Source organism: Meiothermus sp. QL-1, assembly GCF_003351145.1.
GTDB lineage: Bacteria > Deinococcota > Deinococci > Deinococcales > Thermaceae > Meiothermus.
Genome location: NZ_QQSV01000012.1, coordinates 1 through 10,833, shown reverse-complemented (window position 1 = coordinate 10,833; position 10,833 = coordinate 1). Strand labels below are relative to the sequence as shown.

Below are 10,833 nucleotides of genomic sequence, written 5' to 3'. Positions count from 1 at the left end.
GCCAACTAAAGCCACCCTAACTCGAAAGCCTCCAAGGCGTAGTAGCTCACAATCAGGTCAGCCCCAGCCCGCTTGATGGCCAAAAGGGTCTCCCGCACCGCCAAAGCCTCGTCCAGGGCCCCAGCCCGGGCCGCGGCCTTGAGCATGGCGTACTCCCCGCTCACCTGGTAGGCCACCAGAGGCAGTTGGGTCTGGGGGCGCAGCCGGGCCAGGATGTCCAGGTAGGCCAAAGCCGGCTTGACCATGAGCATGTCGGCCCCCTCAGTCTCATCAAGCGCAGCCTCGCGCAGGGCCTCCCGGGCGTTGCGGATGTCCATCTGGTAGGTCTTGCGGTCGCCAAAGCTGGGGGCGCTTTTGGCCGCCTCGCGGAAAGGGCCGTAGAAGGCGCTGGCGTACTTGACGGCGTAGGAGAGGATGCCCACCTCGCTGTAGCCCGCCTGGTCGAGGGCCCGCCGGAGATAGGCCACCCGCCCATCCATCATGTCCGATGGAGCCACGAAGTCGGCCCCGGCCTCGGCGTGGGCCAGGGCCATGGCCGCGAGCCGCTGCAAAGAGGCGTCGTTGTCGATCCGCACCCCCCGTGGGGTTTCCTTCAGCACCCCGCAGTGGCCGTGGGTGGTGTGGGCGCAAAGGCAGACATCGGTGTAGATCACCACCTCCTCCCCAAAGGCCGCCCGCGCCGCGCGAATGGCCTGGGGCACAGGGCCGGCAGGGTCGGCTGCGCTTCGCCCCAAGGGGTCTTTGGCCGCCTCGGGCAGAACCCCGAATAGAAGGAGCGACCTGACCCCAAGCCCGAGGGCTCGCTCGGCCTGGCGCAAAAAGCCATCCACGCTGTGGCGGTAGACCCCTGGCAGAGCAGCAATAGGCTCGGCCACCTTCTGGCCCGGGGTAACGAAAAAGGGCAGGATGAAGTCGGCGGGGCGCAGGTGGGTCTCGGCCACGCTTTCGCGCAAGACAGCGCTCTGGCGCAGCCGACGGGGCCGGACGGGAAGCTCTAAAAGGGTTTCAGGGGGTTTTAGGTCGAGCATGGGTCACCTCGAAAACAGCGCACCGCCTCCAAAACGGCTTCCACGCTGGGCCTGGGCAAAAGGGTATGGGCCAGCCCCCGCGCCGCCAGCGCCCTGGCGGTAGCAGGCCCTATGGCCAGGCAGCGGGCGCTGCGGCCTATCGCCTCGGGCAGGGCCTCCACCGCCGAGGGGCTGGCCAGAAGGACTAAGTCGGGCGCGGGCAGCCCCTGGGGCCAGGCCAGGGTGCGGGTTTCGTAGACCACCACGCTGCGCACAAGGTAGCCCGCAGCCCTAAGCCGCTCTTCCAGAAGAGGCCCCGCCCGGCGGCCCCGGGGCCAGCCCACCGGGCCCGAAGGGCGCCGGGCTAAAAAGGCCTCGGCCAGGCTCTTTGCGTTCTCCAATGGGGCAACCAACCCCACCTGTCCCCCGGCCTCCTCCAAAGCCCGCCGGGTGGCCTGGCCCACCGCCCCCAGAAGGCGGCCCCCCAGGCTTGCCCCGTTCGCCCTTACCCCTTCGACCGCCGCTGCACTGGTGAAGAGCCACCAGGGGCAGTCCTCGAGGGGTGAGAGGTCGGCGGAAAGACTCTGGGTGGCCACCAGCGGCACCCGGAGCACCTCGAGCCCCAGGGCGGCAAGCCGCTCTTCTAAACCAGCCAGACGGCCTTCGGACTGGGTCAGGGCGATGCGCATGCCACCTCCGGGTTCTCCTGGCGAATCTGCTCGAAGACGGCCTGGGCCACCACCTCCGGGCTGGAGCCCTGGGCTTGGTAGAGCCGGCCCGCGTACCAGGCGCAAAGCTCCAGGCCCTCCGCCAGCTCGCGGGCGTAGGCGCCTAGGGCCAGCTGACACCCCCCCGCCAGCCGCGCCATAAGCCCCCGCTCAGCAGCCACGGTTCTGCGGGCCTGGGGATCGTCCAGGGGCTTCAGCAGGGCTTTCATCTTTTCATCGTCCTGGCGGCACTCCAGCGCCAGCGCGCCCTGGGCCGGGGCCGGTACCCACAGGGTAGGGGGCAACACCCGGGCGAAAAAGGGACTTAAGTCCAGCCCCAGCCGGCGCACCCCCGCGTAGGCCAGCAGAATGGCCCCATACTCGCCCCTAGCGAGCTTCTCGACACGGGTGGGCACGTTGCCGCGCAGCTCCACCGGTTCCAGGTCGGGCCGCAGGGCACGAAGCTGGGCCTGGCGGCGGGCTGCACTGCTTCCCACCCGCACCCCCTTGCACAGAGGCAGGCCAGGGGCTGCCTCATCCACCACCTCTGGCCGCGCTAAGAGCAGCTCCCGAGGGTCCTCGCGTGAGGGGACAGCCGCAATCACCAGCCCCTCCGGGCGGGCGCTCGGCAGGTCCTTGTAGGAGTGCACCGCCATATCGGCCTGGCCCCGCAACACAGCCTCCTGCACGGCCTTGGTGAAAAAACCCTGGCCCTGCATCTGGGCAAAAGGCAGCCGCTCCCGGTCGCCCTGGGTCTCCACCACCACCAGCTCGACCTCTACCCCCTGTTGACGGAGGCGCTCCGCGACCCAGCCCGCCTGCAGGAGGGCCAGCCGGCTGCCCCGCGTGGCCAGGCGCACCCTACTCATGTCCTACCTCCACAAGGCCAGCAGCCTCTAGAAAGGTCTGGGCCGCTTCGGTTCCATGCCGGCGGGCCAGCCCCCGCAGGCCCTTTACGGGGAAGTGGGCGAAACGGTGGGCCAGCCGGTCCAGAAGCTCGGGCTCCACCAGCTCCCCCACCAGCTCCTCCAGGGTGCGGCGGTAGGCTGCGCGCATCCGGGCTATAGCGGGGGCGATGGCCCGCTCAGCCCACTCGGCCACCACCTGCTCCACTTCCTCGAGCACGATCCCCTCGGCTCGAGCCAGATCAGCCTTGAGGCGGGCCCGGCGCTCCTCACCCAGCCGCTGCAAATGCTCCAAATCGAAAAGCACCGCTTCCCCCACGGCCTCGGCCACCACGTTCTTGGGCATGCCCAGGTCCACCACCGCCTTTAGCCCTGGCTGCCGGCGGAAGAAGGCCCATCCCAGAAGCCCCGCCACCGGGGTGGCCGCGACCACCGCGTCCAGGGAGGGCGGGGAGGCCAGAAAAACCTCCAACGCCATGCAACGCCCTCCCAGCTCCTCGGCCAGCGCCTGCGCCCTTTCGGGGGTGCGGTTCACCAGCCAGAGCTCTACCCCGGGCAAGGCAGCCAGGCTGCGGGCGGCCAGGGTGCCCATCTTTCCTACCCCCACCACCGCCACCCGGGCTGGGCGGGGCAGAATTGCTTCCAGCGCGGGTCTCGCCAGACTGAAAAGCGAGGTCTGGGCCGGGGCCAGCGCCACCTCACGGCGCACCCGCTTGGCAATCCGAAGGGCATGCTGAAAGGCGAAGCTGGTCACCGGCCCCACAGTGCCGGCCCGGCGCGCGGCCTCAAAGGCCTGGCGCACCTGCTGCATGATCTGGTCCTCACCGGGGTTGACCGAGTCCAGCGAGGCCGCCACCCGGGCCAGATGCTCCAGCGCAGCCTCCCCGGCAAAGGCATAGCCCCGGGGCAGGTGGGGGGGAATGAGCCGCTGGCGCAGGGCCTCGAGCCCCACCCCCTCTTCCAGGGCCAGCACCAGCTCGCTGCGGTTGCAGGTCAGAAGGCGCACGTGCTCCCGCACCCACCCAGGGGGAAACTCGAGGGGGGCTTGCAGCCAGGCGTTCCAGGCAGCCAGGGCCGCACTGCCCCCCCGTCGCTGGGAGACCCCGATGAGCGCCAATCGCTCCATACACAACTGATTATCAGTCGCAAGTACTCCAAAAAAGTGTCACAAAACTGTCACAAAAAAGCCGCCACATGGCGGCTCCTTTGGAGCGGGAGACGGGATTCGAACCCGCGACATTCAGCTTGGAAGGCTGACGCTCTGCCAACTGAGCTACTCCCGCGCGGTGCTTCATGGTCGGGGAGACTGGATTCGAACCAGCGACCCTCTGCTCCCAAAGCAGATGCGCTACCAGACTGCGCTACTCCCCGGCGCGCAGGCTCGAGGATAGCACGCCGGGGTCGGGCTGGTCAAAGGGGGCCGCGCCGTTGGGCCATGAACCGGGCGAACTCCGTCACCAAGGCCCCCAGCCGCTCGACGCGGGGATACCAGCAGCGTATGCCTGCCTCCTGCAGGGGAATAGCGGTGATATGCCCGATGGCAAGGGCCCAGACTCGCTCAAAAGCGGCCTGCAAACGACAGAACTGGCCGGTCTTCTCTGCGTGGGCCAGCAGGTAATCCACCTGGGGCTGGCTGGTAAAAACCAGGGCGTCCAGCTCCCCTTCCAGAACCTCGAGGATAAGCCTATCCAAGGCCGCCTCGCTGGCCGGGATGTGCCGGTAGGGCATCAGCTCCTCCACGCCGGCCCCTTGCTCCTTCAAGAAGCGCACCAGCCGGGGGGCGGGCTGGCCGTAGAGCTGGACGAAAACCTGCAGCCCTGCCAGCGGATGGGCCCTCAAGGCCTCGATAAGCCCGTCCACGGTGCCATCCTCATCCCAGGCCACCGCCTGCAACCCCCGCTGGCGCAGCGCCCGGTCGGACTTGTAGCCGCGCTGGGCCAGTTTGCTCTGCTTCAATCGGGCATACACCGCTTCCCAAAGCCCCAGGGCCTCGGCCTGGCGGTGAAGCTCCTCCACCCCCGCCCCGCTGGTAAAGATGACCCAGTCGGCCCCCTGGTAAACCAGCTTGCTAAGCCGGGCCTGTAGCACCTCCGGCGGCGCCAGAATGGTCCTCACCGTGGGCCGATGCAAAGCCACAGCCCCCTGTTTTTCCAGAATCAGGGCCAGGTCGGCTGCCCTGCGCGGGCCGCACAGGGCAAAGCGCATGCCCTCTAGAGGCCTAGATGGAGACCGGTTCATCCTCCTCCACCGGCACCCCCACCCACACCTCCCCCTCCTCGCACCGAACGGCATAGGTGGGAAGGCGCACCTGGGGGTCGTCCAGGCACTCGCCACTCCTCAGGTCGAAGCGGTGTTTGAGCAGCGGGGAGGCCACCGTGCGCCGCTCGCCGTGGTTGCCCAGCAGGCCCCGGCTGAGCACGTTGGCCCGGGTAAAGGGGTCGTGGTTGGAAAGGGCATAGAGCTGGCCCTCCAGGCGAAATATGGCTACCTGCTCCCCCTCTACCTTGGCGCAGACCCCGGTGCCCTCGAGGATATCCTCCAGGTAGCAGACCCGAACCCAGCGCAGTTTAGCCATGGGAACCCCCCTGGGCCATGGGCAGGGCCTCCAGCCGCTCAAAGTCGTAGGCCGGGCGGTACTGGCCGCGCTCCTCCACCCGCACGATGTTCTCGTCGGGGTCGTCGGAGTTGATGAAGTGGCGGAAGCGCTTGAGCTTTTCCGGGTCTTTTAGGGTGGCGGCCCACTCATCCTGGTAGCTGGCCACAATCCGGGCCATCTGGGCCTCGAGTTCGGCACAAATTCCCAGCTTGTCCTCCACAATCACCTGCCGCAGATACTCAATTCCCCCCTCTAGCTTCTCCAGCCACACGCTGGTGCGCTGCAGGTGGTCGGCGGTGCGGATGTAGAACATCAAGAAGCGGTCTATGTAGCGGACCAGGGTTTCCTCGTCCAGGTCTGCGGCCAAAAGGTCGGCGTGGCGGGGCTTCGCACCCCCGTTGCCGCAGACGTACAGGTTCCAGCCCCGCTCGGTGGCAATCACGCCGAAGTCCTTGCTCTGGGCCTCGGCGCACTCGCGCACGCAGCCCGAGACCGCGGCCTTGATCTTGTGGGGGGCCCGCAGCCCCTTGTAGCGGTTCTCCAGCCGGATGGCCAGGCCCACCGAGTCCTGCACCCCGTAGCGGCACCAGGTGCTGCCCACGCAGCTTTTTACGGTACGCAGGGCCTTGCCGTAGGCGTGCCCGGACTCAAACCCCGCGGCCACCAGCTCGGCCCAGATCTGGGGGAGCTGGTGGAGCTGGGCGCCGAAGAGGTCTATGCGCTGCCCGCCGGTGATTTTGGTGTAAAGCCCGTACTTCTTGGCCACCTGGGCGATGGCCATGAGCTTATCCGGGGTAATCTCCCCGCCGGGAATGCGGGGCACCACGGAGTAGGTGCCGTCGCGCTGGATGTTGGCCAAAAAGCGGTCGTTGGTGTCCTGTAGGGGGAGGTGCTCGTCCTTGAGGATGTACTCGTTGTGCAGCGAGGCCAGGATGGAGGCCACCGCGGGCTTGCAGACCTCGCACCCTAGCCCGCGGCCGTGTCCTTTGAGCACCTCCTCGAAGGTGCGGTAGCCCATCACCCGGATGATGTCGAAGAGCTCGGCCCGGCTGAAGGGGAAGTGCTCGCACAGGTGGTGGTTCACCGCCTCGCCCAGGGCCTTTAGCTCCTCCTGCAGGATGCCCTTCATCGCCGGCACGCAGCCGCCGCAGCCGGTGCCGGCCTGGGTGGCCTTCTTGAGGGCCGCCAGGTCGCGGGCCCCGGCCCGCACGGCCTCACGGATTTGCTCCCGGCTCACCCCCAGGCAGTTGCATACCCGGGCATGGGCGGGTTGGGGCAAGGGCGCCTCGCCGGGGGGTAGGAGGAGGTGTTCGGGGTGTTCGATGGGCTGGCCCAGGAGGCCGTGCAGGGTGGGGTAGGCTGTGGTATCTCCCACCAAAATCCCACCCAGAAGCCGGCCCTCGGCGGAGAGAACCAGCTTTTTGTAATGGCCTTTGGCGAAATCGGTGTAGATGACCTCCGCTGCGCCCGGGGTTTGTGCCAGGGCATCGCCAAAACTGGCCACCTCCACCCCCAAAAGCTTGAGCCGGGTGGAGGTATCCGCCCCGGTGAAGCGGCTTTCCCTGCCCAGAAGCACATCGGCCAGCACCTTGGCCATCTGGTATCCCGGGCCCACCAGGCCGTAGATGCGCCCCCGGTGCAGGGCGCACTCCCCGATGGCGTAGATCTGGGGGTCGGAGGTGCGGCAGCAATCGTCAATCACCACCCCGCCCCGCTCGCCCACCTCCAGGCCGGCCTGGCGGGCCAGCTCGTCCCGGGGCCTGACGCCCGCCGCAAAGACCACCAAATCGGCTTCCAACACCTCCCCGTCAGCAAACTCAATGGCTTTTACCCGCCCCTGCGGGCCCAGGATACGCCGGGTGGCCTTGCCCAGGTGCACCTCGATGCCCAGGGCCTTCACCTGCCGCAGCAGGTGCTTGCCCCCCAGCTCGTCCACCTGCTGGGGCAGGAGCCTGGGGGCGAGCTCCACCACATGGACCTTCAGTCCCAAAGCCTGGAGGGCCCCAGCGGCCTCCAGGCCCAAAAGCCCCCCGCCCACCACCACCCCCGTCTGGGCCTTTGGGGCGTAGGCCTCGAGGCGGGCCAGGTCTTCTAGGGTGCGGTAGACAAAACAGCCCTCCAGCTCGCGGCCCTCCACGGGCGGTACGAAGGGATAGGAGCCGGTGGCCAGCACCAGGAGGTCGTAGGGAACCTCGAGGCCCCCCGCCTTCACCACCCGCGGCACGCGGTCAATGGCCTCGGCCCGGGCATGGATCACCTCCACCCCCCAGGCCCGGTAGGTCTCGGGGTCGGCCAGGCTCAGGTTCGGGCGGGGGGTCTGGAAGTAGTGGCTCAGGTGCACCCGGTCGTAGGCCAGGTGGGGCTCCTCGCAGAAGACAGCGATCTGGAATCCGTGGGGCTCTTGGCATAGGGTCTCGATGAACTTGTGCCCCACCATGCCGTTGCCGATCACCACCAAGCGCTTTGTCATCTTGGGCCTCCTTCAAGCGGCCTCGCGGTGGCCGTATTTTTCAGTTAGGAGGTAGAGCAGGTGTTCCTTCAGCTCCACGTAGCGGGGGCTTTCCAGCATCTGCCGGCGCTCGCGAGGGCGGGGCAGGGGCACCTCCACCACCTCGCCCACCGTGGCCCGGGGACCATTGGTCATGACCACGATGCGGTCGGATAGGTAGATGGCCTCGTCGATGTCATGGGTAACCAGCAGGATGGTCTTGCGCTCCTCGCCCCACAAAGCCCTAAGCAGCTCGTCCTCTAGGGTAGCGTCCCAGATGGCAAGGAGCTGATCCTGTAAGGCGGCGCGGGTCAGGGCGTCTAGCGCACCAAAGGGCTCGTCCAACAGCAGCACCTTGGGGTTGATGGCCAGGGCCCGGGCAATGGCCGTGCGCTGCTTCATGCCCCCGGAGATCTGGCCCGGCCGTTTGTGCCGGTGCTCCCAGAGCCTGACCATGCGCAGGAATTTCTCGCACAGGCGAACCTTTTCCTCTGCGGTCAGGTCGCGGTGTACCGCATCTACTGCTTGGTAAACGTTCTGGTAGACCGAAAGCCAGGGCAGAAGGGAGTAGTTCTGGAAGACCACCCCCCGGTCGGGGCCGGGGCCCTTGAGGGGGTGGCCCTCCAGGGTAATCTGCCCAGAGCTGGGGGAAATAAGCCCGGCCACCATGGAGAGCACCGTGGACTTGCCGCAGCCCGAGTGTCCGATGAGCGAGACCACCTCGCCCTGGGCCACCCGCAGGCTAAAGTTCTCCACCGCCACATAGTCGCCAAACCGCTTGCCCACTTCCGATAGCAGCAGGTAACCCATACCCTCCCCCCTAGGACAGCGCCTTGCGGTGCAGGTAGCTGAGCGCGCTGTCAATGGCCCAGCCCACCAAACCAATCAGCAAAATGGCCGCCATCACCCGCTCCAGATCCAAGGCGTTGTAGCTATCCCAGATGAAGAAGCCCACCCCGGTGCCCCCCGAGAGCATCTCCGCCGCCACAATCACCATCCAGGCGATGCCCAGCCCTAAGCGGAAGCCGGTGAGCACGTAGGGCAGGGCATAGGGCAGGAGCACCCGGGTCAGGTACTTCCAGGGCGAGAAGCGGAAGACCCGGGCCACGTTCTTGTAGTCCTCGGGCACCGAGGCCACCCCCACCGCGGTGTTGATCAAGGTGGGCCATAAGGAGCAGATGGCGATGACGAAGACCGCGGCCTTTTCCGAAGCAGCGAAGGCCGCCAGCCCCACCGGAAACCAGGCCAAAGGCGAGACCGGGCGCAGGAGCTGCACCACCGGGTTGAGGGCCTTGTACAAGGCCTCCGAGGCCCCGATGAGCACCCCCACCGGCAGGGCAATGGCGATCCCAATCAAAAAGCCCAGCCCCACCCGGTAGAGCGAGGTGGCCAGTTGGATGGCAATGCCCTTGTCGTTGGGGCCGTTGTCGTAGAAGGGGCTGCGCACCATCTCCCACAGGGTGCCCAGGGTGGCCAGGGGATCGGGCACCTTGGGGGCTACGGTGTGGCTCAGCAGGTACCACAAGAGGCCGAAGAACAGGAAGCCCGCAACAGGGCCGAGCACCCCGGCAACCCAGCGGGGCAAGCGAAAGCCATTAGCAGGGGGTCTAGCTACGGTAATCCGTTCCATACGATCTCCTAAAGCTCCCGCACCTTGTACCTGGCCAGGCTGGCCTCGGGGTTCTTGGGGTCGAAGACCACCCCGTCGATGAAACCCGTCAGGGGCTGCATGTCGTCGTTGGGGATGGGTATTTTGAGCTCCCGGGCTACCTCGAGGTAGAAGTCCTGGCGCACTAGGCTCTCGGCCACCTTCTCGTAATCAGGGGCCTCTTTGACAAGCCCCCAGCGGCGGTACTGGGCCATGAACCAGATGGCATGGGCCTTGCGGGGGAAGGTGGTCTGGCCGCCCCGGTAAAAGAGCATCATGTCGTCGGTGTAGTTTTTGCGTCCGAGGCCTCCCCCCAGCTCGTACACCCCCTGCAGCCGTGCGTCAATTACCTCGGCGGGGGCGTTGACGTAGGGGCGCTGGGCAATCACCTTGGCCGCCTCCCGCCGGGCTGCGGGCTGGTCTAGGAGCCTACAGGCCTCCAGCACCGCTTTGGCCAGGGCCTTGGCCTCATCCCTTCGCCGGGAAAAGAACTCGTTGTTGAAAACCAGGGCCTTCTCGGGGTGGTGTTTCCAAATATCTTGCGTGGCTAAGGCGGTGAAGCCGATGCCCTCCCGCACCGCCACCCCGTTCCACGGCTCCCCCACGCAGTAGCCATCCATGTTCCCCACGCTCATGTTGGCCACCATCTGGGGTGGGGGCACGGGGATGATCTTGACATCCCTCACCGGGTTGACCCCGCAGGCCCCCAGCCAGTAGCGCAGCCACATGTCGTGGGTGCCGCCGGGGAAGGTCATGGCAAAGGTGAGGGGCCTGCCCTCAGCCTTTTTGGCCAGGATGGCCTTCCTGGCACCCTCCAAGTCCTTAAAGCCTACTTTGCCGCCAAAGTCCTGCTGCGAAAGGGTGATGGCTTGGCCATTGTTGTTGAGTACCATCCCGATGGGCAGCACCCGTCCGGCGGGGCCGCCGATGCCCAGGTAAACCGAGATGGGCAGGCTAAAAAGGCAGTGCGCAGCGACAATCTCCCCATTCAGGAGATGGTCCCGGGTGGTGGGCCAGGAAGCCTCCTTGGTGACCTCCACCTCGAGGCCATGCTTCTTGTAAAGCCCCCATTCCTGGGCCATGATCACGGGGGCGGCATCGGTTAGGGCGATGAACCCCACCTTGAGCTTGCTGCCCTGAGCCCGGCCCCGCATCAGGCCCGTAAGGGCCAGGGCCGTGGCGCCCTTAAGCAGTTTCCGACGGTTGATCGTGTGCATGGGTACCTCCTAAAAAGGCTTTGGCCGAAAGTAAACCCCGCCAGCGCACCACTTCCCCTATTACCCACACAGCGGGGGCCTCCACGGCGACCTCTCCTTGGGCCACCTGGGCTAAGGTGGCCTCCACCACCCGCTCCTTGGGGGTACTGCTCCGTTCAATGAAGGCCACCGGCTCAGCCGGCGGCCGCCCCAGGGCGATGAGCTGGGCGGCCAGCTGTTGCCGCTGGCTTACCCCCATCAGCACCACCAGGGTCTCCACCCCGGC

General features: G+C 66.9%; 11 protein-coding genes and 2 tRNA genes. All 13 read right to left on the bottom strand.

The annotated features are described in order from the left end of the window. Nucleotides 1-5: 5 nt before the first annotated feature. Nucleotides 6-1,028: a porphobilinogen synthase gene (gene hemB / locus DV704_RS10840; RefSeq protein WP_114799598.1), complete on the bottom strand. Its 1,023-nt coding sequence runs from the start codon at nucleotides 1,026-1,028 to the stop codon at nucleotides 6-8. After that, nucleotides 1,016-1,696 carry a uroporphyrinogen-III synthase gene (locus DV704_RS10835; protein WP_114799597.1) on the bottom strand — a complete coding sequence of 227 codons (681 nt, stop codon included), beginning with the start codon at nucleotides 1,694-1,696 and terminating at the stop codon, nucleotides 1,016-1,018. Before DV704_RS10835 ends, hemB begins: the two co-directional genes overlap by 13 nt. Then, nucleotides 1,681-2,583 carry a hydroxymethylbilane synthase gene (hemC, locus tag DV704_RS10830; protein WP_114799596.1) on the bottom strand — a complete coding sequence of 301 codons (903 nt, stop codon included), beginning with the start codon at nucleotides 2,581-2,583 and terminating at the stop codon, nucleotides 1,681-1,683. Before hemC ends, DV704_RS10835 begins: the two co-directional genes overlap by 16 nt. Next, on the bottom strand, nucleotides 2,576-3,745 hold the full coding sequence (locus DV704_RS10825; protein WP_114799595.1) for a glutamyl-tRNA reductase: 1,170 nt from the start codon (nucleotides 3,743-3,745) through the stop codon (nucleotides 2,576-2,578). The genes hemC and DV704_RS10825 overlap by 8 nt, the downstream gene beginning before the upstream one ends. 81 nt (nucleotides 3,746-3,826) lie before the next feature. Beyond that, nucleotides 3,827-3,902, bottom strand: a tRNA-Gly gene (locus DV704_RS10820). Between the two features lie 11 nt (nucleotides 3,903-3,913). Continuing rightward, nucleotides 3,914-3,990 (bottom strand) — tRNA-Pro (locus DV704_RS10815). A gap of 39 nt (nucleotides 3,991-4,029) precedes the next feature. Next, on the bottom strand, nucleotides 4,030-4,824 hold the full coding sequence (locus DV704_RS10810) for a uroporphyrinogen-III synthase (protein ID WP_158539625.1): 795 nt from the start codon (nucleotides 4,822-4,824) through the stop codon (nucleotides 4,030-4,032). Between the two features lie 13 nt (nucleotides 4,825-4,837). Continuing rightward, nucleotides 4,838-5,194 carry a nitrite reductase small subunit NirD gene (nirD, locus tag DV704_RS10805; protein ID WP_114799593.1) on the bottom strand — a complete coding sequence of 119 codons (357 nt, stop codon included), beginning with the start codon at nucleotides 5,192-5,194 and terminating at the stop codon, nucleotides 4,838-4,840. Then, a complete protein-coding gene (gene nirB, locus DV704_RS10800) occupies nucleotides 5,187-7,685 on the bottom strand; it encodes a nitrite reductase large subunit NirB (protein WP_114799592.1) in 2,499 nt (832 codons plus the stop codon). Before nirB ends, nirD begins: the two co-directional genes overlap by 8 nt. 12 nt (nucleotides 7,686-7,697) lie before the next feature. Beyond that, nucleotides 7,698-8,513: an ABC transporter ATP-binding protein gene (locus tag DV704_RS10795; protein ID WP_114799591.1), complete on the bottom strand. Its 816-nt coding sequence runs from the start codon at nucleotides 8,511-8,513 to the stop codon at nucleotides 7,698-7,700. 10 nt (nucleotides 8,514-8,523) lie between these two features. After that, nucleotides 8,524-9,288, bottom strand: a complete 765-nt coding sequence (gene ntrB / locus DV704_RS10790; protein ID WP_199489981.1) for a nitrate ABC transporter permease — start codon at nucleotides 9,286-9,288, stop codon at nucleotides 8,524-8,526. Nucleotides 9,289-9,341: 53 nt separating this feature from the next. Further along, a complete protein-coding gene (locus tag DV704_RS10785; RefSeq protein ID WP_114799589.1) occupies nucleotides 9,342-10,568 on the bottom strand; it encodes a CmpA/NrtA family ABC transporter substrate-binding protein in 1,227 nt (408 codons plus the stop codon). After that, nucleotides 10,537-10,833: SAM-dependent methyltransferase (locus tag DV704_RS12190; RefSeq protein ID WP_369911215.1), on the bottom strand; the 297-nt coding region annotated here is incomplete at its 5' end. The genes DV704_RS10785 and DV704_RS12190, both read right to left, overlap by 32 nt.

Bases quoted from the DNA above. Each gene is read 5' to 3' on its own strand.
- DV704_RS10825 (WP_114799595.1), bottom strand. From the start codon at position 3,745: ATGGAGCGATTGGCGCTCATCGGGGTCTCCCAGCGACGGGGGGGCAGT.
- nirB (WP_114799592.1), bottom strand. From the start codon at position 7,685: ATGACAAAGCGCTTGGTGGTGATCGGCAACGGCATGGTGGGGCACAAG.
- hemC (WP_114799596.1), bottom strand. From the start codon at position 2,583: ATGAGTAGGGTGCGCCTGGCCACGCGGGGCAGCCGGCTGGCCCTCCTG.
- DV704_RS10810 (WP_158539625.1), bottom strand. From the start codon at position 4,824: ATGCGCTTTGCCCTGTGCGGCCCGCGCAGGGCAGCCGACCTGGCCCTG.
- hemB (WP_114799598.1), bottom strand. From the start codon at position 1,028: ATGCTCGACCTAAAACCCCCTGAAACCCTTTTAGAGCTTCCCGTCCGG.
- DV704_RS10835 (WP_114799597.1), bottom strand. From the start codon at position 1,696: ATGCGCATCGCCCTGACCCAGTCCGAAGGCCGTCTGGCTGGTTTAGAA.
- DV704_RS10795 (WP_114799591.1), bottom strand. From the start codon at position 8,513: ATGGGTTACCTGCTGCTATCGGAAGTGGGCAAGCGGTTTGGCGACTAT.
- nirD (WP_114799593.1), bottom strand. From the start codon at position 5,194: ATGGCTAAACTGCGCTGGGTTCGGGTCTGCTACCTGGAGGATATCCTC.
- DV704_RS10785 (WP_114799589.1), bottom strand. From the start codon at position 10,568: ATGCACACGATCAACCGTCGGAAACTGCTTAAGGGCGCCACGGCCCTG.